Genomic DNA, 26,847 nt, shown 5'->3' on the forward strand with positions numbered 1-26,847 from the left:
ATATATTGTCAATTTTCAATTGGTGATGTTTTGCGAAACTGTTAAATTAGCAGGTTTGCAATTCTAAAACACAGATATAGATATTAAAATACATGAGGAAAGAGAATAAACATAAAGGCTGGAATGAAATAAAAACTAACGACTCCTGGGCGATTTTTAAAATCATGGGTGAATTTGTTGGTGGTTATGAAAAGCTGAGCAAAATAGGCCCTTGCGTCTCTATATTTGGTTCAGCCAGAACAAAACCAGATCATAAATACTACCAACTCGCTGTTGATGTTGCTGAGAAAATTGTAGAACACGGTTATGGTGTTATTACAGGAGGTGGTCCAGGTATTATGGAAGCTGGTAATAAAGGAGCACATATAGCTGGTGGAACTTCTGTTGGTCTCAATATAGAATTACCTTTTGAACAACACGATAATCCTTACATTGATAGTGATAAGAGTTTAGACTTTGATTATTTCTTTGTACGTAAGGTGATGTTTGTAAAGTACTCACAAGGCTTTGTAGTTATGCCAGGTGGCTTTGGTACCTTAGATGAATTATTTGAAGCCATGACGCTGATCCAAACACATAAAATCGAGACATTTCCAATTATATTAGTAGGAAAAGAATTTTGGGGAGGCTTATTTGATTGGGTTAAAACGACACTACTAGAGGCTGGAAATATAAGTCCTAAGGATTTAGACCTGATGCATCTAGTAGACACATCTGATGAAGTTATACATATATTAAATGATTTCTACAAGGAATATGATTTAAGCCCGAATTTCTAAAAAACCTTTTTACATTGCTATGAAAAAGACATTAATCGGTTTTTTTGCGGTTAGTTTACTAAGTATTTTAAATGTTTCTGGACAAGAGACCTTTAAAGTCATGTTTTATAATCTACTCAACTACCCGCTAGAAGACGCCGTCCCTAATCGCGAAGATGATTTAGAACTTATTCTTTCTAATTATCAACCTGATTTATTCTTGGTATGCGAACTTAATAACAGCACAGGTGCAGATAATGTTTTAAATATAACACGTAGCGCTATAAATATCAATTTTGAAATGGCGACCTATGTGTCTAATACCTCAGATGATTCTGGTAGTGACCAAAACGATCTTCAAAATTTATTGTATTACGACAGCACTAAGTTTACTATAGAAGAAGAACTTATTGTCCCAACAGACTTAAGGGATTTTAATATTTACAGAATACGATTGAATACCATAGACCAAGATACCAATCCCATCGATATCTATGTTGTAATTTGTCATTTAAAAGCCTCTAGTGGTGTTGAGAATGCACAGCGTCGTTTTGAGATGGTACAAGAATTGGATGCCTATTTAAACACCTTACCTGAGGAGACCAATATATTGTTAGGAGGAGATCTTAATTTGTACACGGCTTCGGAATCCGCATTTCAGGAATTATTAGATGGTACAAATAATATCGTTTTTGCTGATCCACCAAATCGTGTTGGTAGCTGGAATAACAATGTGAATTTTGTCGATGTATTTACACAATCTACCCGAACTCAAAATGGATTAGGAGGATCTACCGGAGGTTTTGACGATCGTTTTGACTTTATCCTCACTTCTGAGAATATGCTAGACACATCAGATGTGACTTATGTGCCCGATTCTTATCAAGTGTATGGTAATAACGGTTTAGCCTCCTGTTATAACCGACGTATCAATTCTTCAGATTGCGGTACTATTAACTCGCAGTTTTCATTCGAAATTAGAGATGCATTACATAATTTTAGTGATCATTTACCTGTAACCTTATCTTTAGAAACTGATGCTACATTATTAAGCACCAAAGACGTTTCTCTTGTTGATGCTTTAAGTTTAGAAAAAAACATAATAGATTATAATATATTTATTTATATCAACTCATTTGAATTATTAAATGAACAATTATATGTGTTTGATATGACAGGTAAACGCGTTAAAACCTTACGAACAAACACAAATACAAGACAAGAATATGACCTGTCTGATCTTCAAAATGGTTTATACATTTTAGCGGCTCCAAATTCAAATTTAAATCCCATTAAATTTATCATTTCGCATTGATCAAAGACAGTTACATATTTATTTTGCTTATTTGTTTTAGTGTGCAAATTTCTGCACAAAACAAAATAGATATCAATGCTGTTGTAGATGTTGACACCAAGTCTATTAGTATTTCTCAAACTATTATTTATAAGAATACAACTGAAGATACTTTAACCACAATTTATTTAAACGATTGGAATAATGCCTACTCTACCAAATCTACTCCATTAGCAAAACGCTTTGAAGAGGAATTTAGCACTAAGTTTCATTTAGCTAAAAGTGAACAGCGTGGTTATACTACTATCACATCCATGAAAGATGAGAATGCGACTTCTTTAGCCTACTCTAATTTAGAGCTTCACCCGGATGTTGTAGAGGTTAAACTAAATCAAGCTTTACTTCCACAAGACAGCTATAACATTACACTAGAGTATATCTTGGTTTTATCAGATGCTACATTTACCGATTACGGATTTACAAAAAATGAGAACTTTAATCTTAAATATTGGTACCTCACTCCTACAGTATATGATGGTAAATGGCATTATTACAGTAACAAAAATTTAGACGATCTCTATATACCCAAAGCAGATATCAACCTAAGTATTTCGCACCCTATTAATTATAGAGTGACCTCTGAACTAGACTTGGTTGTCTTAGAGCCCAGTAATAATAACACAACGCAAACAACTGTATTAGAAGGAAAGAATCGTGTTGATACTTTTTTATCCCTCAATAGATTTCCCAGATATAGTTTTGTAAAGACTGATGACTTTATTGTTATCTCTAATATCGATGAAAAAGGCTTAGAACCTACAAATAAAGCTATACTAACTGATAAAATCACACGCTTTTTAACCACTAATTTAGGTGACTATCCGCATAACCAGCTTTTAGTTAGCAAGTTAGATTACAATAAAGATCCATTGTATGGATTAAATCAATTACCTCGTTTTCTTAGACCGTTTCCAAACGAATTTCAATACGAATTAAAGCTATTAAAAACAGCTTTAAAAAAATATATTGACAATGTACTTCTATTAAATCCCAGAAAAGAACACTGGTTAAGCGAAGGGCTTCAGATTTATTTTTTAATAAAATACGTTGATGAATATTATCCAGATATGAAGCTACTAGGTACCTTAGCTAATATTTGGGGCATACGTGCATTTCATGCGGCAGATCTAGATTTTAATTTCCAATACTTTCTCTATTCCATGGAAGTAGCTCGTAAAAACAGAGATCAACCTATAAATACATCTAAAGACTCTCTAATTAAATTCAATGCTAATATCGCTGGAAAATATAAGGCTGGTGTCGGATTAAAATATTTAGATGCTTTTGCAGATGACATTGAATTACGCAATGTCATTACAGAATTCTTAAAAACCAATACGCTGAAAGAAGTATCAGTTTCAGATTTTGAACGCTTTATTAAATCTAGCACTAATAAAGACATCAACTGGTTTTTTACTGATTATGTTGGCACGCGTAAAAAAATAGATTTTAAAATATCAAGTGTAGAATCTATGGAAGATTCCTTACGTATTACGATTAAAAATAAACGTGATAATAGCATGCCTGTATCACTTTTTAAATTACAAAATGATACTGTAGCTGGTCAACTTTGGGTTGAACATGTGAAAGGTGAAAAAACAGTGACTATCCCAAAAGACAGCACTGATAAGTTTGCTTTAGATTATTATAATGTTATTCCAGAATTCAATCAGCGTGATAACTATAAAGCGGTAGATGGTACATTTTTAAATAACAAACCATTACAATTCCGCTTATTTAAAGATGTAGAAGATCCAAATTATAATCAAATATTCTTTATGCCATTGGCTGAATTCAGGAATATTTACGATGGTCTTACCTTAGGTGTCAAAATGTATAACAAAACTATTCTTAGAAAACGTCTCAATTATCGCTTTTCACCACAATATGCAACGAAATCGAGATCATTAACCGGATCTACATCAATTTTTTATACACATAATCTTGAAAACCAGAACTTATTTAATATCACTTATGGTATTTCTGCTGGTTACCGATCGTTTGCGGAAGACGCCTTCTCTACTAACATAAATCCTTCGATTTCATTTTCATTTAGAAACGATAAAGATTTTAGAGCAGATGCTATTGATGTTATTTCAGCTCGCTATGTCAGCATTAGTAGAGATATTGGTGAAAATGCCATCATTGAAATAGATGAGCCTGATTATGGAGTACTCAACTTAATATATACACATTCTAATCCAGGCATAATAAGTTACTCCAATTTTAATGTCGATTTTCAGCTAGCCGATAAGTTTAGTAAGCTTTCATTTAATTACGAAACCAGAAAATTGACAAAAAGTAATAGAAACATCAATTTTAGATTTTTTGCAGGATTCTTCTTAGACAACAACACTAATCCATCGTCAGATTATTTTAGTTTTGCACTAGATCGACCAACCGATTATTTATTTGACCTTAATTACTTAGGACGTTCTGAAGCAGCAGGTTTATTTAGTCAACAAATCATTATGGCAGAAGGTGGTTTTAAATCTAAATTAGAAACACCATTTGCTAATCAATGGATGACAACTGCAAACTTCAGTACATCAATTTGGAGATACATTCAAGCTTATGGTGATTTAGGCGTGGTTAAGAATAAATTTGATACAGCAAAACTGGTTTATGATTCTGGTATTCGATTAAATCTAGTCGAAGATTATTTTGAGATATATTTCCCGATTTATTCAAACTTAGGATGGGAAATTGGACAACCAAATTATGACCAAAGAATTCGCTTTATGTTTACAGTAGACCCACAGGTTCTTTTAGGCCTATTTAGACGTAAATGGTATTAACACATTCTTACTTAGGTGTTAATTTTTTAGCAATTTTTAATAATTTCTTCGTTTTAAGCTAATTTTTTTAAGAATAATTCAAATTTATAACAAGTCTGGCTATTGCAAATCTTGATGGAATTTACTACTTTTGCTTGGTAAATTTAGCTATTCATGAAGACAAACTCCAAGACCAAAACAGAGATAACATTTGAAGATTTCAAAACAGAGGTTTTAAACGACTATAAGATTGCTGTTACGAGTCGCGAGTGTAGTGTTCTTGGTCGTAGAGAGGTGCTAACAGGAAAGGCTAAATTTGGTATTTTTGGTGGTGGTAAGGAAGTGCCTCAGATTGCCTGGGCAAAATCGTTTGAAGATGGAGATTTTAGATCTGGATATTACCGCGATCAAACATTTATGATGGCTATCGGCGAACTCACTATAGAACAATTCTTCGCAGGACTTTACGCCAACACCGATTTAAAAGAAGAACCAATGTCTGCTGGTAGACAAATGGGCGGTCATTTTGCGACCCATAGTTTAGATGACCAAGGTCAATGGAAAAATTTGACTGAGCAAAAAAACTCGAGTGCAGACATCTCACCTACTGCAGGACAAATGCCTAGACTTTTAGGTTTAGCCCAGGCTTCAAAAATTTATAGACAAGTTGATGGTATTGATACCACTAAGTTTTCTAAAAAAGGTAATGAGATAGCTTGGGGTACGATTGGAAATGCAAGTACAAGTGAAGGTTTATTTTTTGAAACTATAAATGCCGCAGGTGTCTTACAGGTACCAATGGTGGTAAGTATTTGGGACGATGAGTATGGTATTTCTGTTCATGCAAAACACCAAACAACAAAAGAAAATATATCAGAAATTCTTAAAGGGTTTCAACGCGATGAGAATGCTGACGGCTATGAAATATTTAGAGTTAATGGCTGGAATTACCCTGAACTAATTGACACTTATCAACGTGCTGCACAATTATCACGAAAGGAACATGTTCCAGTAATGATTCATGTGCAACAATTAACACAACCACAAGGACATTCTACTTCAGGATCACACGAGCGATATAAGGATGCTGAGCGTTTGGCATGGGAAGTAGAATATGATTGTAATGCCCAAATGCGTCAATGGATGGTCATTAACAATATTGCCACTGATGAAGAATTAACACAACTTGAAAAATCGATTAAAAAAGAAGTTAGAGACGGTAAAAAAGCGGCATGGGCAGCTTACATTAATCCAATAAAAGCAGAACAAAAAGAGGTTGTAGCATTATTACAAAATGCTGCAAACACAAGTTCTAATGGTGTGTTTATTACTAAACTAAAGAATGATTTAATAGCTATTGATGAGCCTTTACGTAAAGATGTTTTAGCCGCTGCACGTAAAGCTTTGCGTTATCTTATTTCAGAGGATTCAGCTGAAAAAACACAATTACAACAGTGGATCAATAGTTATATTGAAGACGTACAGCCAAAGTACAGTTCACACTTATATAGTGAATCTAACTCAAAAGCAATAAATCAAACCAAAGTCTTACCAACCTATAGTGACGATGCAATAGATGTAGATGGAAGAATCATTTTAAGAGATAATTTTGACGCTATCTTTAGCAACTATCCAGAAGCTTTGATATTTGGAGAAGATGCAGGTCATATTGGTGATGTCAACCAAGGCCTAGAAGGACTTCAGGAAAAATTCGGAGAGTTACGTGTATCAGATACTGGTATACGAGAAGCGACCATTTTAGGCCAAGGTATCGGAATGGCCATGCGAGGGTTACGCCCTATTGCTGAAATTCAGTATTTAGATTATCTATTATACGCCTTACAAATAATGAGTGATGACCTAGCTACTGTACAGTACAGAACAAAAGGTCGTCAAAAAGCTCCTTTAATTGTAAGAACACGTGGTCATCGTTTAGAAGGTATTTGGCACTCTGGTTCTCAAATGGGTGGAATATTAAACTTATTAAGAGGTATTCATGTCTTAGTTCCAAGAGATATGACCAAGGCTGCTGGATTCTACAATACCCTACTTGAAAGTGACGAACCAGCCCTTATCGTAGAATGTTTAAATGGGTATCGACTAAAAGAAAAGATGCCTAACAACATTGGTGAATTTAAAACTCCAATCGGTGTTGTTGAAACCTTAAAAGAAGGTGATGATATTACTTTGGTATCCTATGGTTCTACTCTACGACTTGTTGAGCAGGCGGCGAAAGAATTATTAGAAGTAGGTATTGATGCAGAAATTATTGACGTACAATCGTTATTACCATTTGATTTAAATCATGATATCGTAAAAAGTATAGCCAAAACCAACAGAGTGATGGTTATTGATGAAGATGTAAAAGGTGGTGCCTCTGCCTATATATTAGACCAGTTAATAAATATTCAAAATGCCTATGGGCATTTAGACAGTCAGCCGAAAACCTTGGCTGCTCAACCACATAGACCAGCCTATGGATCGGATGGAGATTATTTCTCAAAACCATCTGTAGAAGACGTTTTTGAAGCCGTATATAGTGTAATGCACGAATTCAACCCAACAGATTTTCCAAAATTACGCTAGTAGTCGATTAATAGCATTTGATTAAAGCCTTCTTTAAAGCCTTCTTTATTAAGAGAGGGCTTTTTTATTTTGTATTATGACTTATATCATGAAAAGTTTCTTGAGATATAATTAATTTGGTAGTTAAACTTAGAATTATTTTATGATTACAGAAGACATCTTAAAATCCTTCAATCGAAAATCGGATTTAATTAACTATTTACAACAACACAAAACTACAAACCCAATTTTTCAATCTGCTTTAGAAAAATATGACTATGAACAAGAACTATTGCCCTTGCAGGCGGAACTTGTGGATTTACAGCGCTGGGTTCAGAAAGAAAACAAAAAAATCGCTATCATTTTTGAAGGACGCGATGCTTCAGGAAAAGGTGGTACTATTAAGCGTTTTAAAGAACATCTCAATCCGAGAGCTATGCGCATTGTAGCCTTAAATAAACCTACCGAAATGGAGAAAAACCAATGGTACTTTAATCGTTATATCAAAGAACTACCAAATGCAGGGGAGATTGTATTTTTTGATAGAAGTTGGTACAACAGAGCTGTTGTAGAACCAGTAATGGGTTTCTGTAATAAACAACAATATAATCGGTTTATGATTCAGGTTCCTGAATTTGAAAATATGCTCTATGAATCTGGTACCACACTCATTAAATTTTGGTTTTCAGTATCTAAAGAAGAACAACAACGCCGTTTTGAAAAACGCTTAAATAATCCTCTTAAAAAATGGAAGTTTAGTCCTGTAGACGAAAAGGGACAAGAACTGTGGGATAAATTTACAGTTTATAAAAATCAGATGTTTTCCAGAACCCATAATTCATTCTCGCCTTGGGTGGTTATTAAATCTAATGATAAAAAACGTGCACGATTAGAGAGTATCAAATATGTTCTTAGTCTGTTTGATTACGAAAATAAAGGTAGAAGTTGCAAGGCTCTCCTACCAGACCCGAATATTGTGCAGCGCTATTTTAGAAACACCATTCAATTAGACCAATAATGTAACAAGTATACTATGACAGAAAAAGATATGAAAATTATAAATTCAAAGAAGGGACTTGCTGCATTATTAAGACAAGAGCGATTAGATATACCAAAAGCGCTTAAAAATGTGAAATACGAAAAGCGTTTAGAAAAATTACAGGAAGAAATGCTCATTTTACAGCAGTGGGTTGCAAAGAACAATAAAAAAGTCGTCATACTTTTTGAAGGTCGAGATGCTGCAGGTAAAGGCGGAGCCATAAGACGTATTATACAGCATTTACCACCTCGTGCCATTCGTGTTGTAGCTTTACCAAAGCCCAACGAAACTGAAATGGGTCAATGGTATTTTCAACGCTATATTAATAGATTACCCAATAATGGAGAAATAGTTTTCTTTGATAGAAGCTGGTATAATCGCGCCGTTGTAGAGCCGGTTAATGACTTTTGTACTAAAAAAGAATATGAGGTATTTATGGGTCAGGTTAATGAGTTTGAAAAAATGATTCAAGATTCGGGAATACACTTACTGAAGCTCTATTTCTCAATCACTAAAAAAGAACAAGAACGACGATTTAAAGACATTGTTAGTTCTCCTATAAAAAAATGGAAATATAGTGACGTCGATAGACGTGCTTTATCCTTATGGGACGAATACACTAAGTATAAGGAAGTCATGTTCGCAAATACGCAAAAGGCAGCACCATGGAAAGTGATAAAAGCCAACAGAAAAACCAGTGCGAGAATTAGAGCGATTGAGTACATACTAAAACAAATTCCTTACGAAGTCAAAGACATAGAACGTATTCGTCATAAACCTCTAAAATATATTATGGAAGATTAGATGAAATCGTTTAAATAAATCTTTTAAAAGTGATAAACCTCTTTAACTAGTATAATTGACTTTTTAACTCTAAAACCATTATTTAGATAATGGTTTTTTTATATTTATTTACTAACCAATCAATACGTTATGCTTTCAAAATCAGACAAGTCTAAACTAAGGAGTTCTATATTTAGACATTTAGACGGAATTGCGACAGCAACAACCGCTTATGCGTTGCACAAAAAAGGTGTTTTAGATTATCTGTTAAGATCAAAGAAAGTACAATTAAAAACTGTAACAAAGGAATTTAATGCCAACGAAGGCTACTTAAATATTGCATTAAGAGTACTCTCTTCTCAAGGCTGGTTAGACCAAACTTTAAATACTCAAAAAAACACCGTAGAATTTTCTATAAACAGCAAAAGTAAAGAAGCATTCAGCTTGGTGCATTTGTATGAAGATGCGTTTAATCTATTAAAATACTCAGATCATTTTGCTTCAGATAAGATAATAAGTGCAGATGCTTTTATAGTATTAGAACGTATTTTTAAAAATTTTGAATCTAACTATGGCATCGATGTTTCTAATGAAACCTCTATAAATTATCAAGTTTTAAAGCATATTGAAGGTGTTATAGCGGGTCCAATTATTGTATTGCTGGGAGTTAATGGCCTATTTCATAAGTACTTTATGGAAGCATCATTTACTGCAGAAGAATATCATAGAGATCCTGAAAGCTTCAAAAAGATTTTAGATTTTCTATCACACTTAGGCTGGTTTAATAAAAAGAAAAATACCTATCAGTTTACAGATAGAGGTTTATTTTTTGCAAAACGCGCCAGTGCTTATGGAGTAACAGTATCTTACATTCCGACGTTTTTACAATTAGATGAATTGCTGTTTGGTAACCCATTAATTTTAAAAACAGAATCACCAGATGAAACTGAAAAACATGTTCATAGAGAAATGAATGTTTGGGGAAGCGGTGGCGCACATGCCACGTATTTTAAGGTGATAGACAAGGTGATTATTGACTTATTCAACAAACCTATAGAAGAGCAACCTAAAGGTATTTTAGACATGGGTTGTGGTAATGGTGCCTTTATAGAATATATATTCAATGTCATTGAGCAACAAACGCTTAGAGGTACATTGTTAGACGATTATCCCTTGTTTTTAGTAGGTGCTGACTTTAATAAAGCGGCACTCAAAGTGACCAGAGCCAATCTTATAAAAGCAGATATTTGGGCTAAAGTGATTTGGGGCGATATTGGAAGACCAGATCTACTTGCTCAAGACCTAAAAGAGGATTATAATATTGAGCTATATGAACTACTCAATGTAAGAACATTTTTAGACCACAACCGTATTTGGGTGGCTCCAGAAAAAGAGCACTCTATAATTAGCAATTCATCTGGTGCCTATGCTTATAAAGGTGAACGATTGTCTAATAACAATGTTGAAGCGTCACTTATGGCGCATCTTGAAAAATGGAAACCTTTTGTCGAAAAATTTGGATTATTGATTATAGAATTACACACCATAAATCCGGCGTTAACCGCGAAGAACTTAGGTAAAACTGCGGCTACAGCTTACGATGCTACACATGGCTACAGCGATCAATATATATTAGAAGTTGATGTTTTTAGAGCTGCCGCTGAAAAAATCGGATTACTACCAGATGACAATCACTTTGCGAAATTCCCTGATAGCGAACTAGCAACTGTAAGTATTAATCTACTTAAAGGAAATTAAATTGTGAATTAATTATTTGACCTAATTATTGTATTTTCGTCAGCCGATTTATGAATTAAAATAATTAATGAATAAATCTTTCTAAAATCAATAATTAAACAAAATGAAAAAATTAATCCTTGCCTTTTTAATAACTCTTCCTCTGCTAAGTTTTGGACAAAAAATCAAAGTAAAAAAAGGAATTGTAACCTTTGATGGTAAAGAAGTTGCAAAACTAAACGACGCCCTTAGAGATAATTATAAATTCTCTACACTTAGTGACGAAAAAGCATTTGATGTTGTTTTTAAAGGTATGTCAGCAAATAATTTAGAAGGCTTTCAATGGTTAGAATTAACATCTGCAGATAGCAGAGTTACTGAAGTTCCTTATGAAGTATTAATGACCTCATTCAGTGTTTCTAAACTCATCATTAAACTATTAAGTGCCAAGTACGAGCTTATAACCTCAGATGGAATTGATATGTCTAAAGTTGATGCTTTTTTTAGTGTTGAACGAGAAAAATTAAGCGATAAATACACCAAGGCAGTAGTATCTGCAAAAGCTGATGAAGCCGAGCGTCAAAAAACAGTGGGTCGCTATAACCCATTTGTGAAGGACGATGGTACGATTTTATTTGGTGGTTCTAGAGGTACTAAAATTGCCGGTAGAGTTACTTATGGAGAAAATACCTATACAGTTATAGATTTAGACGGTATTACTGTTGGTACTGCAAAAGGATGTTCAACATGTACTGATGTTGATGCCAAAACCTATACAGATGAAGCATTTAAATTCGACTATGGATCTCGCACTATGATGTCTGGTCGTTTTGATAGAGCCTTAGCGCAAATTTTTGTAGAAGAATTATTAGGTAGAGGCTACCAATTACAACACGAAGCTAAAGCCTACAAAGCGCGTTTGCACAAAGAACGAGTTAAAGTAGCCAAGGAAAATAGTATAAATCTTTATGGTGTTGATGGCGCAGTAACAGATGAAGATGGTAAAACGTATGAAGGCACTGTTTTTGCGATTTTTGAAAAACTAGATATAAATCCTGCAAAACAACAGAGTGATTATGCAGAAATGAATTCTATTGATAAATTTGGAAAGTTCGTTAGTGTAAATTACATGAATGAAAAAAACAGACCTCGCACAAAAAAGTTCGCTGCTAAAAATAAGGTTAAGTTCTGTGCTATGGATGATGGAGTTGAGAAGTGTTTTATGGGAATGAAAACAAAAGGAAATGCTCTCAAAAAGCTCTCAAATGCCTCTAACTTTGGTTTTGACAATTCCTATTTCTATGAAATTATTTATGAAAACAATGGCCATATGGTTTTATCTAAACCAGGTGAAGAAGGTACTTTTGTTTTAAAGTTCTCAGATAAAAAAGAAGGGTTTATGATAGATAGTAGGAGTAATGATAAAATCTCGCCTAAACTTGCAAAATATATTTCGTCTTGTAAAAGCCTATCTGAAGATATTAGTAATGGTGAATTCGATTTATCTAATTTAGACAATTTAAAACTCATCGTCGACGAATACTGTAAAAGTTAATTCCTTATTCAATAAAACTTAAAAAAGAAGGCTAGAATGCCTTCTTTTTTTGTGCGCTTAATTGTTTGACATGAGTTGCATTTTGTTTGTCGAAATTTGTTGTAATAGCTCATAAGTTTGTAGAGATTAGCTTCAACTTTTAAAAACAACGCATTATGAAGAAAAGCGGAATTATTATAGTATTAAGTGCTTTACTGTTTAGCTCTTGCATAGTAAAATCACTTCAACCCTTCTATATTAAAAGCAGTCTTAGTTTTAATGAAAACTTAATTGGTAGCTGGACAGATAATAAAAAAGGGGAATGGACAATAGAATCTTTAAAAGCAAAATTTGATCAAGATCGTAAGGAAGGTATGAAACCCTCTGAAGAAGATATGCTCGCCTACGAAACCTATAAAGAAGGGTATTATATTCAATATATTAAAAAAGAAAAAGAAGCTGGTTTTATTGCAATGCCGTTTAAGGTAGATAATCAATATTTCTTAGACTTTATACCCATAGAGATTGAGGATGAGGAAATTAACAGCTTAGCAGCAGAACACCTTTTAAAAACACATTCCGTCGCAAAAATAGATGTAAATTCAAAAGCAGATGTTGTATTTTCATGGTTAAGTGAAGAGCGTATACAAGATATTCTAAATGAGAAAAAAATGCGAATTAAGCACGAAAGTATAGGGCCGGAAGAAACCTTATTATTAACGGCTTCATCCGAAGAACTTTATGCATTTTTAAAGAAATATTTAAAAACTAATATTGAAGACAAATGGAAATCATCAGACCAATTAAAATTAGCTAAAACAGATGCAAAAACTTAGTCTAAATTCAGTTATAAAAAATTCTAATTACCACAGACCACTACTTTTTAATAGTGGGCTGTGGTCTTTAGCATTTATAATTTTACTGTTCATTTTCTCAAAAGGACAATCACCAATCCTTGTAGATTATGCCTACACTGTAATATTTCTAACCGCATTAGCTGTACCTGTTTTAATTAATTTCTATGTATTAATTCCTAAGTTTTTAAAACAAGAAAAATATCTTATTTATGTCTTTACATTTTTAACCAACCTCATTGTATTTGCATTCTTAAGTTCCTGGTTTTTGCAACCTGTTTTAGATGTTGCATTCCCTAATTACTTTTTTATTTCGTATGTATCTCAGACTAACATTCTTCTTGTCTTTATAATTTTCTTGATTGTCAGTACGCTTCTAAAATTAACAGAAGACTGGTTTCATTTTAACACTAATCAAAACAAACTATTGCTCCTTAAAAACCAACAGATTGAGACACAATTATCTGCATTACGTTCACAAATAAATCCTCATTTTCTTTTTAATTCACTTAATGTGATTTATGCCTTAGCTCTAGAAAAAAAGAAAGATACAACCAAAGCCATTGTTCAACTTTCAGATATTTTACGATATATTATTTACGATTCAGACACGCAACGTGTATTACTAAAAGACGAAATCACACTTCTTAAAAATTATATTGCGTTTCAAAATCATAGAATAGAAACATATATAGCTACAGAAATAAAAATTGATATTGAAAACGAAAATTATGAAATCTACCCAATGCTTTTACTGCCTTTATTAGAAAATAGTTATAAGCATGGTGTTATTTCTGGTGAGGCTAATCAGCCGATAAAGATTAGATTAAATCAAAAAGAACATCAGTTTCAATTCACTATCAAAAACGCAAATTTAGACACTAAAAACACCTTAGACGAAAAGTACTCTGGTGTAGGTTTAGAAAATCTAAGAAATAATTTAAATTTGGTTTACCCAAAACAGCATGAGTTTGCGACAGAAATTAAAAACGACACATTTACCGTGAAGCTATTAATCAATAATGAATCCTAAAACGACTATAACATGTGTAATTGTAGACGATGAATTATCGTCACAACGCGTGCTACAACATTTTATAGCAGAGACAGATATCTTAAATTTAAAAGCTACCTGTAATAATACTGCAGAAGCATTTAAATACCTTCAATTGAAAGGCAATGTAGACCTTTTGTTTTTAGATATTAATATGCCCAAACAATCGGGTTTAGACTTCTACAAATCCCTCAAAAATCCTCCACAGGTTATTTTTACAACGGCATATCCACAATTTGCAGTAGAAGGTTTTGAAGTTAGTGCTATCGATTATTTGTTAAAGCCTATTGCGTACGAACGTTTTCTCACAGCGATCAATAAAGTACTGACTAACTTAGATCAATCGGTAGACAATGATGCTTTTATAATCTTAAAGGAAAACAAAGCTCTACATAAAGTGATTTTTAATGACATTCAATATGTTGAAGCATTTGGTGACTATGTTAGAGTTCATACAGAAGAGAAAATCATTACAACGCATAGTACTTTTTCAAAGTTTATAGAAAGTTTACCCGATTACTTTTTAAGAACACACAAGTCTTTTAGCATTAATCTTAATAGAATGAATCAGCTTTCTGGTAATCAAATAACAGTAGATTGTCATACAATTCCTATTGGTCAGACTTATAAAAAAACTGTTTTAAAAGCCTTAAATTTGTGACATGAAGATCGAATCTATAGTCACTATTAAAAAGGAGCTACAGCACCTATCTAAAGAAGAATTATTGGCCTTAACCTTAAGACTAGGCAAATTCAAAAAAGAAAATAAAGCACTCCTCACCTATCTTCTTTTTGAAGCTCATGATGAAGATGGTTACATAGCCAGTGTAAAAACTACTCTAGACGAGTTATTTGAAGGCATAAATTCCGATAGCTACTTTTACATAAAAAAAACGATTCGTAAAATCCTTAGACAAATTAGAATTTACAGTCGCTATTCTTTAAAAAAAACTACTGAAGTTGAACTCCTACTCTATTTTTGTGAACGATTGAACGAGCTAAAACCTTCAATTCATAGAAATACGACCTTAAGTAATTTATATCAGCGCCAAATTATATCTATTAAGAAAAAAATTAGTGTATTGCATGAAGATTTGCAGTATGACTACAATCTTCAGCTAGAAGACCTTGAATTGAACAGATAAAATTTACCTCATTTTCTCAAACTTGACATTTGTCATAGAATTTCTAAGTAGTATTTCAGAACTTTAGTATCTAAGAAAATCCTAGAGTTATGAAAGTTTATAAAGTATTATCTGCCTTTGTTTTACTAGTAGTTTTTAGTTGTGCATCTTCTAGCGAAGTGGTGTACGACTATAATTTAGATGTTAACTTCAACGACTACGATACTTATGTGCTGTGTGTCGATGATTTTTTCGTGGAACATTCTAAACATCCTAATTTAGATAATGAAGAAATTCGAAGATTACTAGGTGATGCCGTCGCAGTAGAGATGGAAAATACCAACCATAGAACAAATGTCTTTGATCCACAATTACAAGCAGGGTTCAGACTTCTTATTAGTGAAGAAACAGCTGAATTTGAACACTGCGAACACTCAGAAGAATTAGAATATTGGGAAAGTTGCACCATTCATACCGAAACCTATGAGGAGGAGACTTTAGTGGTTTATGTTGCAGATTTTAATACAAATAAGGTCTTATGGCACGCTTCAATTATCTGTGATCTCAATAAGCCTAACAAGAAATTACAGCCTTATATTCAGGGATTAGTTAACGACTTATTTGAGACATATCCTAAAACATATGTTGCTAAAAATCCAGATGAAGCTAAAGAACAGCTCTAGGGAATTTTTACACTAGTTTTTTACTGACTGTGCAAATTTTGCACGGAACCAGGTAGGCCTTATGAAGTATATTAAACTTTCAATTTTTCTTAATGCTATTAATGTGCACTATTTAATAGTTTGTAAAATTAGAGCGCGATACATCCTACACTTAATATGTTAATTTTTCATTAATAGTTTTTTAAATTTTTCAATTCTCAATTATTTTTGGAACAAAACTTCTATGAAATCCTCAGTTTTATTCAGTGTCTTATTCTCAATTTTTATAATAACAAATAGTAGCGCTCAAGAGGAAGAGGATAAAGCCTTCGAAAAGTACAATATAAGTATCACCACAGGTATTGGATACGGAAAAGTAGAAAATGAAAATCAACCTAACTACGACCTTAATGCTAATATAGGTGAGTTACTGTTCACTTATAATCTTAAGGAAAATCTAGGTATAGCAACAGGAGTTGGTTATCTTCAACTTAGCGGTAACGGGTTTAATACCAATGGTAACTTTTATCATGAACGCGATCTTATTAAAATTCCGTTATTATTAAGAGCTAACAAAAATTTTGGTGATAAGTTTAATATTTATGCCTTAATCGGCTTTTACGGTCAGACCATAGTCAATGAAGAATTTAGATATCTGAATAGTCTAGAGAAAGATGTTTTTGGAGGTTGGAGTTTTGGCCTTCAAAGTAGTTTTACTTTTGAGTACGAAATATCAGAGGATTGGTCTATGGGTATTAATATAGCAACACAATCAGACTTTAATAAATTAGATACTAAAAATGACGCTTCTTTTGAAGATGAACAAGCTATTACAACCCTAAATACAATAGGGCTTTTATTCAAGTTTAGATTCTAATTTTTCTTGGCCTTTCGGCTACCTTCATACATTTCGTATTTGACTAAACGTGCTTCAAGCTTTGCATTAAAAACTTTAATTTTTCGAGATGGCCGTAGTCCTATGAATTTTAACGCTTCAAGATTTGAAGTAATAAGCCATGCATCAGTGTTCGGGTAACCATGCTTTAATGTGGTACCTATATTTCCATAAAATTCTTCAACATTAAGGTTTTCTAGACGCTCACCATACGGTGGATTAAATACCATATGTAATTTTTCTGTTCCTGCTTTTTGAGTTTTAAAAAAATCTTCGTGCTGAATATTAATAAACTCTTCCAGATGCGCATTTTTAATGTTTTCAATAGCTTTTCTAACAGCTGAAGGCGATTTATCATAGCCTATAATTTTGTAATGAAAATCCCGTGTCTTTTTTAATAGGGACTCTTCAATTTTTTCAAACAAATCTACATCCCAATCTTCCCAGCGCTCAAAAGCAAATTCCTTTCGCATTAAATTTGGTGGAATATTACAGGCAATCATCGCCGCTTCTGCCAACATCGTTCCACTACCACACATTGGGTCCATAAAATCCGTTTGTCCATCCCAACCACTCATTAAAATTAAACCAGCAGCAAGCACTTCGTTAATTGGCGCAATATTAGTAGCAGTTTTGTAACCTCTTCTATGTAAGGATTCACCAGAAGCATCTAATGAAATTGTACATCGCTGACGATCTATATGCACATTAATTTTTAAATCCGGAAAACGTAAATCTACATCAGGTCGTGTACCATCTTGATCTCTAAATCGGTCTACAATAGCATCTTTGGTCTTAAGAGCAGTATATTGAGAATGCGTAAATATACTATTATGCACAGTGGCATCAATAGCAAGAGAACCTGTTGGTTTTAAATACTCTTCCCACTTCATTTTCTTAACATTCCTGTACAAATCATCCTCTCTAGTTACTCTAAAAGAATGTATAGGTTTTAGGATTTTTATAGCTGTTCGTAAACCTAGATTGGCTTTGTACATAAAACCTTTATCACCAACGAAGCTTACATTTCGCACACCTTTCTCCACATTCATGGCACCAAGTTGTGTGAGTTCTTTTGCTAAAATATCTTCAAAGCCAAATAAGGTTTTGGCTACCATTGTGAAATTATTGTCCATGTGCTACGTCGAATAGGTTGCAAATTTACACTATTTTTGTACGACATTAATCATTATGACTAAATCAACGAAGCAGTGGTACACATCGTGGTTTGATACACCATATTACCACATATTATATAAAGATAGGGATTATTCAGAAGCTCAAGTGTTTATGGATAATTTAACCAATTACCTCAACATCCCTCAAGGTGGTAAAATATTAGACTTAGCTTGTGGCAAAGGCAGACACTCTTTATACCTCAATACATTGGGTTATAATGTTACTGGAGTCGATTTATCGGAACAAAGTATAGGTCATGCCAAACAATTTGAAAATGACACTTTAAAATTTAGAGTTCATGATATGAGTAAACCCTATCCTGAACAATTTGACGCGGTGTTTAATCTATTTACGAGTTTTGGGTATTTTGAAGATGAATCCTGTAATCTTAATACTATAAAATCAATAAAGGCAGAATTAAATGAATTTGGTTTTGGTGTCATTGATTTTATGAACACCAATTACGTTATTGATAATTTAGTTACTGAAAATGTAAAATCCATTGAAGGCTTAGACTTTCATCAAAAGCGACGTGTTAAAGATGGTTACATTGTAAAAGACATAAGTTTTGATGCCGATGGAGAGCTTTATAAATATCAGGAGCGTGTAAAAGCATTCACCTTAGAAGACTTTTTAGACTTATTTGAAAAAGCAGGAGTACATTTACTAGATGTTTTTGGCGATTATAAATTACGAAAATATCATACACAAACGTCAGAACGTATGATAATGATATTTAAATAAGTATAAGGATGAACAAGTACCTTTTTCCTGTATATGCTATCATAATTGGTATTGCTATTGCCTTTTTAACCAAGTAGCAAAAATCTCTGGGCACCAAATTATTACTTTCATTTAGTGGTGCTTTTTTATTAGCACTAACACTTTTTGATCTCTTACCAGAAGTCTACGAACATCTGGAAGCCAAGCAAACCGGACTTTACATTATGTGTGGCATCTTACTTCAGATCATTTTAGAATTCTTTTCTAAGGGTGCTGAGCATGGCCATGTACACATTCATAAACATAATGCTCAATTTCCATGGTTACTCTTTTTAAGTTTATGTATTCATAGTTTAATTGAAGGATTTCCTATTCACCAGCATAACGATATGGTGTATGGAGTGTTTATTCACAAAATACCTATTGCTGCTCTAATTACGGTGTTTTTATTACAATCTAAATACAGTAAGTTTCAAATCATTGGGTTTTTAGTGGTTTTTGCTGCTATGACACCTTTAGGTACTTTAATTTCTAATAAGGTGGCAATTGCTGCCGATTATGTAGATGTGGTAAGTGCCATAGCCATTGGTATATTTTTGCATATATCTACGACAATTCTTTTTGAATCTGGCGAAGGTCATAAATTCAATTTATCTAAGCTTATTGCTATTTGTTTGGGAATTCTCATAGCGTATATCATATAGTCAGTAGAAATTAATATATAGTGATTACAAAAAAACTAACTTTAGTAATTATCTTAATTAGTGCCTCGTTATTTAGTCAAGAAAAAATATCAGTCGGTATAAATTCGGGTTTAACCTATTCAAATTTTAGAGGAAATGATTTTTTTGATAATTACGATTATGGATTTGACTTTTTAATTGGTTTTTCTGTAGATTATCAAATAAAAAGTAATCTATTTATCGCTGCAGATTTGAACTACGACCGAAAATCTACAAATTATTTTTATGAAGATAATACTACTGTCGGTCCAGGTGGAACTATAATTGTAACACCAATAGGTGAAAATCCAGCTCAAAAGGATGAATTAAAATTTCAAACAAGATTCGAGTTTATAACAGTACCGATTACACTCAATTATTATATAGATAATCGTCATAACTTTTATATTAATGGTGGACCATATCTAAGTTACCTTTTAAATATTAAAAATATTGACGACGGAGAAGAAAGCGATTTAAATTTCAACGATGAATTTAACAAGTTGGACTTTGGCTTGGTAATGGGTATTGGCTACAATCTTGATCTCGATGAAATCAATTATCTATCATTTGAATTAAGGAATAATTTTGGATTAAGAAAACTAAATAAAAATAGCAATACCATTTTTGATTCTACCAAAACCATCTCTTTAAACCTTATTATAAGCTGGAACTTTTATTTGTAATAGAACTTTTGCTATCAGCTTATTTAGTTAATTTTTGGTCCTAGTTTACTAAACAAAATTCTGTTAGATTTTATATTTAGTCTGTAATTACTACATTAGTTACTGAATTACCTAACTAACCAATGTTCTCTAAAGAAGAAAGCCGCTTATTAAGACAAGAATTCTGGACTAGTTTCGGGAAATCATTTCCCAGAAAATGGCTCTTGTATAATACAAAAATAAAAGGTTTAGCCTTTAAATTCCATTTTGACACCAAGTTGGCATTAATAGCTTTAGATATAGAGGACGATCTCGAAAATCGTATCAATTGCTGGGAAAAGTTAGTCGCTTTAAAAAGTATTTTACAAAATGATTACTTACCTGACGCAATTTACGAGGAAGAATACTACTTAGAGAATGGCAAGGAAATCTCTCGTATATACTTGCCTTTAGAAAAAAAGGTGTCAATCCATAACAAAAACACCTGGCGAGATGTTATGGAATTCTTCAATACCAATATGATGTTATTTGAAGCTTTCTTTGAAGAGTATAAAGATGTCATTAAAATTACAATATAAAAGCTTCAGTGTTTTAAAACACTTATCTGTGTCGCTATAAAGTTAAATCCTTTGTTTTTGTAATATCTTCAGCAAATTGTAAGCACATATCTAAAGTTTCTTTAACATCTGCCAAACTGGTTCTAGGGTTAATTAAACACATTCTTAAAACAACCTGACCTTGCAATACTGTTGTAACTAACAACGCTTCTTTAGTCGCCATAACACGCTTAGAAATCTCTTGATTAAGTTGATCTAATTGTTTTTCAGAATAGTCTTGATGAATCGGGTTGTACCTAAAGTTAATGACTGCTAATGTGGCATGTGATACAATTTCCCAATCTTTACTTTTTCTTAATACATCTTCCACACGTTCTGCTAATTCTATATTGTAAGTAATAGCATCTCTAAACGCCTTTAGTCCAAATGACTTAATAGACATATAAAATTTTAAAGCTCTAAAACGACGTGTAAGCTGAATACCATGGTCATAGAAATTAATTTCAGAAGTATTACCTTCAATATCTCTTAAATACTCTGGCTTCTCACTAAATGTAGAACTTAACCATTTATGATTTCTCACTAACAAACATCCCATTTCATAAGGTTGAAAAAACCATTTATGAGGATCTATAGTTAAAGAGTCTGCTTTCTGAATGCCTTTTAGAAGTTTTGCACCACTTTCTGATAATATTGCTGCTCCACCATAAGCACCATCGACATGAAACCAGATATCTTCTGCTTTACACAACTTTGCAATATCATCTAATTGATCTACACTACCTGTATTGGTTGTTCCTGCATTAGCTATTATACAGAAAGGTTTAAGATCTTCTATACGATCTTTTGCAATGGCGTTTTTTAATTTATTAATAGATATCTTATAGTCAGAATCTACTGGAATTAATCGCACTTGTTCTTTTTTAAACCCAATCGTTTTTAGAGCTTTAATATTAGACGAATGAGTCTGATTAGACATATACACAATTGCTTTAGAAAAGTCATCACCACATTTTTGGCGCCTTGCGGTCACCAAAGCCGTAAGATTAGCCATTGAACCACCACTAGTAAAAATACCACCACCTTTTTTATTTGGAAACTTAAACAATTTAAGTAGCCAATTAATGGTTACAATCTCTAACTCTGTAGCTGCTGGTGACGCTGCCCAACCACCAGAAAATATATTAAACCCAGTAGCTAAAGTGTCTGCCATAACACTGATAAAATTGCTTGGACCAGGTACAAAAGAATACGATTTTGGATGTGAAACAATATTACTTTCGGAAAGTACTTTGTCAATAACAAAATCTAAAACTTTATGAGCATCTGTACCCTTTTCTGGCACATTTTCTAAAAACAAGTTATCCATCTCTTTACGAGTTGCTGTTACCACAGGTTTTTTAGAATCTTGTGTTTCAAAATGTTCAACTATAGCATCTACAATTTTGTAGCCATAATTTTGCATTTCTGTTTTATAAAGTGTGAGTTCGTGGGCTTCTGTATAAGACTTAGGCATTAAGTATTTTAATTTTGGCGCAAAGATAGTTTATCATATTAAGTATAAATTATTTTTGCTTAAATAAATGAAGTTATTAGTATCTTTAAAATAAGAAAACCTTTAGTAATGGACTTAGAAGCTAATAAAAATCATGCGGTAGAATTATATAAAATGGCTTATGAAGGTAATCCCAAAGATGCTGTTAAACGCTTTGTTGGCGAAGATTACATTCAGCATAATCCATTAGTAGGTGATGGTAAGCAAGCATTTATTGATTATTTTGAACGTATGCACTCTGAGTATGAGGATAAAACTATTGAATTTGTACGATGTATTGCAGAAGGAGATTTAGTGGCATTACACACATCAAATCTGGCCAGGTAATGATGAGTATATTACCATGGATTTTTTTAGATTTGATACTCACGGTAAAATTGTTGAGCATTGGGATGCCATGCAACAAATACCAGATATTTCTGCTCACAATAATACCATGTACTAAATAATTATGTGTTACGATATTAAAGCCAGTTTAGAAGCACAATTAAAACGTGCTAAACACAAAGGTGACTTAGGAGCTATCGATGAAATTAGAGAAAAATTGATTCCCTTTACAGATTTACCATTACACCACGCATCTGGTTTTAGCCATCCGGAATTATTAATTTACACCGACCGACAACCAGAATATCCAGAAGTGGCGACTTGGGGACTTGTACCACATTGGGTTAAAGATGAAATACAAATAAAAAAGTTTTGGAACAACACTCTTAACGCCCGTGGAGAATCCATTTTTGAAAAACCATCGTTTAGAGATGCTGCTGAACATCATAGATGTATTATCTACGTCGATGGGTTTTATGAACATCATCATTTTAACAATAACTCGTATCCATTTTATATCTATAGAAAAGACAATGAACCATTGGCTTTAGCAGGCCTTTACAGTGAATGGACAAACCCTGAAACAGGTGGAAAACTCAACACCTTTTCTATAGTGACTACAGAAGGTAATGCTTTATTAAAAAAAGTCCATAATAATCCTAAGCTTCAAGGACCAAGAATGCCTTTAATCCTTTCCGAAAGTTCAAAAGAATCATGGTTAAATCCAATAGAAAATGACAAGGATAAAATGCGTATTCAACAATTAATTACATCATTTCCTGAAGATAAATTAGATTTTCATACCGTTAGCAAGCTAAGAGGTAAATCTTATAAAGGCAATGTTGAAGATATCTCTAACGAAGTTATTTATGAAGAATTAGAATTTTAATTATGAGATTATATCTAAAAATAGTACTACTGACACTGCTTATATCTCCTTTATCAAGGTGTGCGGTAAAAGAGCATAAAAAACAAGATCATTATACATATAAAAAAGGCGATCCGAATGGAACTGGAAAATGGTATTTGGGTAGAGAGATAGCTTATGTTATGGGATTTCAAGGTATTGAATGGTTAGAGCGTCCTGAGAGAGAAAAAGAGGAAAACACATCAAAACTTATTTCGAATATGTCTATAAATTCTACGGATGTTATTGCAGATATTGGTGCAGGATCTGGTTACCATGTTTACAAAATAGCTCCATTAGCTAAAGAAGGTAAAGTATATGCTGTAGATATTCAAAAAGAAATGTTAGCCGCGATAATCACTCATCCTTCATTTGAGGTAAATAATAATATTGAAACTGTACTTGGTAGCGAAAAAAGTATTAATCTTCCTAACAATTCTGTAGATAAAGTTCTTATGGTAGATGTGTACCACGAGTTTGGTTTTCCTTATGAGATGATGCTATCTATTAAAAAGTCATTAAGAAAAAATGGAAAAATATATTTAATTGAATATCGAGGTGAAGATAAAACAGTACCAATTAAAAAAGTACATAAAATGACCGAAGCACAAGCTATAAAAGAAATGAAAGCCGTTGGTTTTGAGTTAGATGAGAATATTAGCAATTTACCTTGGCAACATTGTATGGTGTTTGTAAAAAGGAAATAAGAATTCTAGAAAATAAAACCTTAACAACTAGATTATATCACATGTAAAAAGATCATAAAGAAATGACAAATAGCGCCACCTAAAACAAATAAGTGCCAAATCACATGATTATAAGGAATCCGTTGAATAGCATAAAAAATAATACCAACAGTATAAGACAATCCACCAGCAAATAACCAAAGCACACCTTTTGGTCCAATAGAATCAGACAGATTCGAAAAATCAAAGATTATTAGCCAACCCATCACTAAGTATAATAAGGTTGAAAACACTTCAAAGCGTCCTGTAAAAAAGAGTTTAAGAATAACACCAAAACCAGCGATTCCCCATACCACCCAAAACAATGTCCAACCTAAACTATCAGTTAATGAAATTAAGAGTACTGGTGTATAGGTACCAGCTATGAGTAAATAAATACTCACATGGTCTACGATTCTAAAATAATGCTTACGCCTCTCCCCTTTTACAGCATGATAGAATGTTGAGGCCAAAAACAAAACAATTATAGAAATGCCATAAACAATAACACCAAACAAACTAAATGGTTTTGTGTCATCTACATAACTAATCAACAATAAGAGTGCAGCAATACCTAATGCTGCGCCAATACCATGAGACCATGCATTGAGTTGTTCTTCTAGTTTTGTTTCGGTACGCATTTATTGTTTAGACTTGGCTTTAGATTTTTTACTCGGTTTGGCCCACTTATTAACACAGGTGTAAAAGTCAATATCAAACGCTGGGTTTTGTCGCTCTAATTGTTCGTTGTGAAATGCACGTTGTAAAATGTCTTCAATAAGATAATCTTCTTCTTCCACTAAAGGATTAAATTCTTTCTTTAAAGAAATATCAAATAAGCTGGCTGTATTATTAAACCAAAATGCACGCCAACCACTGCGTAATTCTTTAATAAGTTGAAACGTTGTTTTTCCGGTCTGACGATGTATTAGCTTAACTAATATTTGTCCTTCGGTTTTAGTTAACTTCTTTAATTCGGCAGAAAACTCATTTTCAATATATTTCTGTATGATTTTAGCATAACGTTTTTTATCACGTTTACGCTCTAATTCATTAAGCCGTTTTTGAAGCGTCTCTAATCGCTCTGCAGCTAGTTTAGCATAAGGGTATACTTTTAGTGTTTTTCGCCTCAATATGATATATCGAATTCTTGCAGCTTTATCCTCAAACTCTAAATTTGGAAGGACATAAACCTCATCTAGATCTATGGCTGTTCTAGGTATAGAGTCACCTTCAATAATGATATACTCCACTTGTGTAGAATCTTGCTTTACAGGATCTACCTGTGCCGCTAAAGACACCGAAAAGAAAAACAATAAAAGTACAAAGTATTTCATGATTATGAGTGTCACCAAAATCGTTCCAAAGTGTTGCAATTCTGATTGAATTCAAAATTAAGAATTAATACAACCTCTAACCTCAAAATCGTATTAATATTATTATTTTTAAAGAAAAAATTTTACACATGGCAAAAAAGCAGTTATTAACGAAAAAGTCAATGGACTTTTTAGAAAAATATTTAAATAATGCATCTCCTACAGGTTATGAGTGGGATGGGCAAAAATTATGGATGGATTACCTTAAGCCATACGTCGATGAGTTTATAACAGATACCTACGGTACTGCAGTAGCTGTTATAAATCCTAAAGCAAAATATAAAGTGGTCATTGAAGGGCATGCTGATGAAATCTCATGGTATGTCAACTATATTTCGGATAATGGTTTACTCTATGTGGTAAGAAATGGTGGAAGCGACCATCAGATAGCACCTAGTAAAGTGGTTAATATTCATACCAAAAAGGGTATTATAAAAGGTGTGTTTGGATGGCCTGCAATACATACCAGAAACAAGTCCAAAGAAGAAGCTCCAAAACCTGATAATATTTGTATCGACATCGGCGCAAAAGACAAAAAAGAAGTCGAAAAAATGGGAGTGCATGTCGGTTGTGTGATTACATATCCTGATGAGTTTCATATTTTAAATGGCGATAAGTTTGTTTGTCGTGCCTTAGACAATAGAATAGGAGGTTTTATGATTGTAGAAGTTGCACGTTTACTACATGAGAATAAAAAGAAACTACCTTTTGGATTATATGTCACCAACTCTGTACAGGAAGAAATTGGTCTTAGAGGTGCGCAAATGATAACGGAAACTATACAGCCTAATGTGGCGATTGTCACTGATGTAACACACGATACGACAACACCAATGATTGACCAGAAAAAGCAAGGCTATGCTGAGATCGGTAAAGGACCTGTTGTAGCTTACGCGCCTGCTGTTCAGCAAAAATTAAGAGATTTAATTATAGATACTGCCGAAGAAAAGAAAATCCCATTTCAACGCGCAGCAT

Annotated in this window: 26 protein-coding genes; 22 read left to right on the plus strand and 4 right to left on the minus strand. The window is 33.0% G+C overall.

Annotated features, from left to right (window positions below):
• Window positions 1–92: 92 nt before the first annotated feature.
• From ACTG3Y_RS06200 to ACTG3Y_RS06265, 14 genes are all read left to right on the plus strand, one after another.
• Window positions 93–779 carry a TIGR00730 family Rossman fold protein gene (locus tag ACTG3Y_RS06200; RefSeq protein WP_439152056.1) on the plus strand — a complete coding sequence of 229 codons (687 nt, stop codon included), beginning with the start codon at window positions 93–95 and terminating at the stop codon, window positions 777–779.
• 19 nt (window positions 780–798) lie between these two features.
• Window positions 799–2,073 carry a T9SS type A sorting domain-containing protein gene (locus ACTG3Y_RS06205; RefSeq protein ID WP_439152057.1) on the plus strand — a complete coding sequence of 425 codons (1,275 nt, stop codon included), beginning with the start codon at window positions 799–801 and terminating at the stop codon, window positions 2,071–2,073.
• A gap of 41 nt (window positions 2,074–2,114) precedes the next feature.
• A complete protein-coding gene (locus ACTG3Y_RS06210) occupies window positions 2,115–4,910 on the plus strand; it encodes a metalloprotease (RefSeq protein WP_439152058.1) in 2,796 nt (931 codons plus the stop codon).
• Window positions 4,911–5,063: 153 nt separating this feature from the next.
• On the plus strand, window positions 5,064–7,475 hold the full coding sequence (locus ACTG3Y_RS06215) for an alpha-ketoacid dehydrogenase subunit alpha/beta (RefSeq protein WP_439152059.1): 2,412 nt from the start codon (window positions 5,064–5,066) through the stop codon (window positions 7,473–7,475).
• A gap of 142 nt (window positions 7,476–7,617) precedes the next feature.
• The gene (ppk2, locus tag ACTG3Y_RS06220; RefSeq protein ID WP_439152060.1) at window positions 7,618–8,472 is read left to right on the plus strand and encodes a polyphosphate kinase 2; all 855 of its coding nucleotides are present in this window, start codon (window positions 7,618–7,620) and stop codon (window positions 8,470–8,472) included.
• A gap of 15 nt (window positions 8,473–8,487) precedes the next feature.
• On the plus strand, window positions 8,488–9,297 hold the full coding sequence (gene ppk2 / locus ACTG3Y_RS06225) for a polyphosphate kinase 2 (protein ID WP_439152061.1): 810 nt from the start codon (window positions 8,488–8,490) through the stop codon (window positions 9,295–9,297).
• A gap of 129 nt (window positions 9,298–9,426) precedes the next feature.
• A complete protein-coding gene (locus ACTG3Y_RS06230) occupies window positions 9,427–11,034 on the plus strand; it encodes a class I SAM-dependent methyltransferase (protein ID WP_439152062.1) in 1,608 nt (535 codons plus the stop codon).
• A 103-nt stretch (window positions 11,035–11,137) separates the two neighbouring features.
• Window positions 11,138–12,568 (plus strand): hypothetical protein, encoded by a 1,431-nt coding sequence (locus ACTG3Y_RS06235; protein ID WP_439152063.1) that lies wholly within the window; start codon window positions 11,138–11,140, stop codon window positions 12,566–12,568.
• 155 nt (window positions 12,569–12,723) lie between these two features.
• Complete coding sequence (locus ACTG3Y_RS06240) at window positions 12,724–13,383, plus strand: hypothetical protein (RefSeq protein WP_439152064.1); 660 nt, start codon at window positions 12,724–12,726, stop codon at window positions 13,381–13,383.
• Window positions 13,370–14,434 carry a sensor histidine kinase gene (locus ACTG3Y_RS06245; protein ID WP_439152065.1) on the plus strand — a complete coding sequence of 355 codons (1,065 nt, stop codon included), beginning with the start codon at window positions 13,370–13,372 and terminating at the stop codon, window positions 14,432–14,434. The genes ACTG3Y_RS06240 and ACTG3Y_RS06245 overlap by 14 nt, the downstream gene beginning before the upstream one ends.
• A complete protein-coding gene (locus ACTG3Y_RS06250; RefSeq protein WP_439152066.1) occupies window positions 14,424–15,116 on the plus strand; it encodes a LytR/AlgR family response regulator transcription factor in 693 nt (230 codons plus the stop codon). The genes ACTG3Y_RS06245 and ACTG3Y_RS06250 overlap by 11 nt, the downstream gene beginning before the upstream one ends.
• Before the next feature lies 1 nt (window position 15,117).
• Entirely contained in the window at window positions 15,118–15,600 is a 483-nt protein-coding gene (locus ACTG3Y_RS06255; RefSeq protein WP_439152067.1) for a hypothetical protein, read from the plus strand.
• 89 nt (window positions 15,601–15,689) lie between these two features.
• Window positions 15,690–16,262, plus strand: coding sequence for a DUF4136 domain-containing protein (locus ACTG3Y_RS06260; RefSeq protein ID WP_439152068.1), 573 nt, complete (start codon window positions 15,690–15,692; stop codon window positions 16,260–16,262).
• Window positions 16,263–16,485: 223 nt separating this feature from the next.
• A complete protein-coding gene (locus ACTG3Y_RS06265; RefSeq protein WP_439152069.1) occupies window positions 16,486–17,118 on the plus strand; it encodes an outer membrane beta-barrel protein in 633 nt (210 codons plus the stop codon).
• On the opposite strand, the gene ACTG3Y_RS06270 is transcribed toward ACTG3Y_RS06265, so the two are convergent.
• On the minus strand, window positions 17,115–18,272 hold the full coding sequence (locus ACTG3Y_RS06270; protein ID WP_439152070.1) for a THUMP domain-containing class I SAM-dependent RNA methyltransferase: 1,158 nt from the start codon (window positions 18,270–18,272) through the stop codon (window positions 17,115–17,117). The two genes, ACTG3Y_RS06265 and ACTG3Y_RS06270, sit on opposite strands and share 4 nt — an antisense overlap.
• A gap of 55 nt (window positions 18,273–18,327) precedes the next feature.
• Here ACTG3Y_RS06270 and ACTG3Y_RS06275 point away from each other — a divergent pair, with 55 nt between their 5' ends.
• The 4 genes from ACTG3Y_RS06275 (at window position 18,328) to ACTG3Y_RS06290 (ending at window position 21,003) form a co-directional block, all read left to right on the plus strand.
• Window positions 18,328–19,059 carry an SAM-dependent methyltransferase gene (locus tag ACTG3Y_RS06275; protein ID WP_439152071.1) on the plus strand — a complete coding sequence of 244 codons (732 nt, stop codon included), beginning with the start codon at window positions 18,328–18,330 and terminating at the stop codon, window positions 19,057–19,059.
• Window positions 19,060–19,262: 203 nt separating this feature from the next.
• Window positions 19,263–19,742 (plus strand): ZIP family metal transporter, encoded by a 480-nt coding sequence (locus tag ACTG3Y_RS06280; protein ID WP_439152072.1) that lies wholly within the window; start codon window positions 19,263–19,265, stop codon window positions 19,740–19,742.
• Between the two features lie 20 nt (window positions 19,743–19,762).
• A complete protein-coding gene (locus tag ACTG3Y_RS06285) occupies window positions 19,763–20,446 on the plus strand; it encodes a porin family protein (RefSeq protein WP_439152073.1) in 684 nt (227 codons plus the stop codon).
• 122 nt (window positions 20,447–20,568) lie between these two features.
• Window positions 20,569–21,003 (plus strand): DUF4268 domain-containing protein, encoded by a 435-nt coding sequence (locus tag ACTG3Y_RS06290; RefSeq protein ID WP_439152074.1) that lies wholly within the window; start codon window positions 20,569–20,571, stop codon window positions 21,001–21,003.
• A 34-nt stretch (window positions 21,004–21,037) separates the two neighbouring features.
• On the opposite strand, the gene ACTG3Y_RS06295 is transcribed toward ACTG3Y_RS06290, so the two are convergent.
• A complete protein-coding gene (locus ACTG3Y_RS06295; protein WP_439152075.1) occupies window positions 21,038–22,498 on the minus strand; it encodes a pyridoxal phosphate-dependent decarboxylase family protein in 1,461 nt (486 codons plus the stop codon).
• Window positions 22,499–22,606: 108 nt separating this feature from the next.
• Here ACTG3Y_RS06295 and ACTG3Y_RS06300 point away from each other — a divergent pair, with 108 nt between their 5' ends.
• The 3 genes from ACTG3Y_RS06300 (at window position 22,607) to ACTG3Y_RS06310 (ending at window position 24,478) form a co-directional block, all read left to right on the plus strand.
• Window positions 22,607–22,864, plus strand: coding sequence for a nuclear transport factor 2 family protein (locus ACTG3Y_RS06300; RefSeq protein ID WP_439152076.1), 258 nt, complete (start codon window positions 22,607–22,609; stop codon window positions 22,862–22,864).
• 124 nt (window positions 22,865–22,988) lie between these two features.
• Complete coding sequence (locus ACTG3Y_RS06305) at window positions 22,989–23,753, plus strand: SOS response-associated peptidase (protein ID WP_439152077.1); 765 nt, start codon at window positions 22,989–22,991, stop codon at window positions 23,751–23,753.
• A 2-nt stretch (window positions 23,754–23,755) separates the two neighbouring features.
• The gene (locus tag ACTG3Y_RS06310) at window positions 23,756–24,478 is read left to right on the plus strand and encodes a class I SAM-dependent methyltransferase (RefSeq protein ID WP_439152078.1); all 723 of its coding nucleotides are present in this window, start codon (window positions 23,756–23,758) and stop codon (window positions 24,476–24,478) included.
• Window positions 24,479–24,510: 32 nt separating this feature from the next.
• Here the strand turns inward: ACTG3Y_RS06310 and trhA are convergent, their stop codons facing one another.
• Entirely contained in the window at window positions 24,511–25,137 is a 627-nt protein-coding gene (trhA, locus tag ACTG3Y_RS06315; RefSeq protein WP_439152079.1) for a PAQR family membrane homeostasis protein TrhA, read from the minus strand.
• Window positions 25,138–25,833: a DUF4294 domain-containing protein gene (locus ACTG3Y_RS06320; protein ID WP_439152080.1), complete on the minus strand. Its 696-nt coding sequence runs from the start codon at window positions 25,831–25,833 to the stop codon at window positions 25,138–25,140.
• Window positions 25,834–25,961: 128 nt separating this feature from the next.
• On the opposite strand from ACTG3Y_RS06320, the gene ACTG3Y_RS06325 reads away from it, so the two are divergent.
• Window positions 25,962–26,847, plus strand: an 886-nt coding sequence (locus ACTG3Y_RS06325; protein WP_439152081.1) for a M42 family peptidase, incomplete at its 3' end; no start/stop codon positions are given.

It is taken from the genome of Winogradskyella sp., assembly GCF_965656915.1.
Taxonomy (GTDB): Bacteria; Bacteroidota; Bacteroidia; order Flavobacteriales; family Flavobacteriaceae; genus Winogradskyella.

Bases quoted from the DNA above. Each gene is read 5' to 3' on its own strand.
- ACTG3Y_RS06200 (WP_439152056.1), top strand. From the start codon at position 93: ATGAGGAAAGAGAATAAACATAAAGGCTGGAATGAAATAAAAACTAAC.
- ACTG3Y_RS06205 (WP_439152057.1), top strand. From the start codon at position 799: ATGAAAAAGACATTAATCGGTTTTTTTGCGGTTAGTTTACTAAGTATT.
- ACTG3Y_RS06215 (WP_439152059.1), top strand. From the start codon at position 5,064: ATGAAGACAAACTCCAAGACCAAAACAGAGATAACATTTGAAGATTTC.
- ppk2 (WP_439152060.1), top strand. From the start codon at position 7,618: ATGATTACAGAAGACATCTTAAAATCCTTCAATCGAAAATCGGATTTA.
- ppk2 (WP_439152061.1), top strand. From the start codon at position 8,488: ATGACAGAAAAAGATATGAAAATTATAAATTCAAAGAAGGGACTTGCT.
- ACTG3Y_RS06230 (WP_439152062.1), top strand. From the start codon at position 9,427: ATGCTTTCAAAATCAGACAAGTCTAAACTAAGGAGTTCTATATTTAGA.
- ACTG3Y_RS06235 (WP_439152063.1), top strand. From the start codon at position 11,138: ATGAAAAAATTAATCCTTGCCTTTTTAATAACTCTTCCTCTGCTAAGT.
- ACTG3Y_RS06240 (WP_439152064.1), top strand. From the start codon at position 12,724: ATGAAGAAAAGCGGAATTATTATAGTATTAAGTGCTTTACTGTTTAGC.
- ACTG3Y_RS06245 (WP_439152065.1), top strand. From the start codon at position 13,370: ATGCAAAAACTTAGTCTAAATTCAGTTATAAAAAATTCTAATTACCAC.
- ACTG3Y_RS06250 (WP_439152066.1), top strand. From the start codon at position 14,424: ATGAATCCTAAAACGACTATAACATGTGTAATTGTAGACGATGAATTA.
- ACTG3Y_RS06255 (WP_439152067.1), top strand. From the start codon at position 15,118: ATGAAGATCGAATCTATAGTCACTATTAAAAAGGAGCTACAGCACCTA.
- ACTG3Y_RS06260 (WP_439152068.1), top strand. From the start codon at position 15,690: ATGAAAGTTTATAAAGTATTATCTGCCTTTGTTTTACTAGTAGTTTTT.
- ACTG3Y_RS06265 (WP_439152069.1), top strand. From the start codon at position 16,486: ATGAAATCCTCAGTTTTATTCAGTGTCTTATTCTCAATTTTTATAATA.
- ACTG3Y_RS06270 (WP_439152070.1), bottom strand. From the start codon at position 18,272: ATGGACAATAATTTCACAATGGTAGCCAAAACCTTATTTGGCTTTGAA.
- ACTG3Y_RS06275 (WP_439152071.1), top strand. From the start codon at position 18,328: ATGACTAAATCAACGAAGCAGTGGTACACATCGTGGTTTGATACACCA.
- ACTG3Y_RS06280 (WP_439152072.1), top strand. From the start codon at position 19,263: ATGTGTGGCATCTTACTTCAGATCATTTTAGAATTCTTTTCTAAGGGT.
- ACTG3Y_RS06290 (WP_439152074.1), top strand. From the start codon at position 20,569: ATGTTCTCTAAAGAAGAAAGCCGCTTATTAAGACAAGAATTCTGGACT.
- ACTG3Y_RS06295 (WP_439152075.1), bottom strand. From the start codon at position 22,498: ATGCCTAAGTCTTATACAGAAGCCCACGAACTCACACTTTATAAAACA.
- ACTG3Y_RS06300 (WP_439152076.1), top strand. From the start codon at position 22,607: ATGGACTTAGAAGCTAATAAAAATCATGCGGTAGAATTATATAAAATG.
- ACTG3Y_RS06305 (WP_439152077.1), top strand. From the start codon at position 22,989: ATGTGTTACGATATTAAAGCCAGTTTAGAAGCACAATTAAAACGTGCT.
- ACTG3Y_RS06310 (WP_439152078.1), top strand. From the start codon at position 23,756: ATGAGATTATATCTAAAAATAGTACTACTGACACTGCTTATATCTCCT.
- trhA (WP_439152079.1), bottom strand. From the start codon at position 25,137: ATGCGTACCGAAACAAAACTAGAAGAACAACTCAATGCATGGTCTCAT.
- ACTG3Y_RS06320 (WP_439152080.1), bottom strand. From the start codon at position 25,833: ATGAAATACTTTGTACTTTTATTGTTTTTCTTTTCGGTGTCTTTAGCG.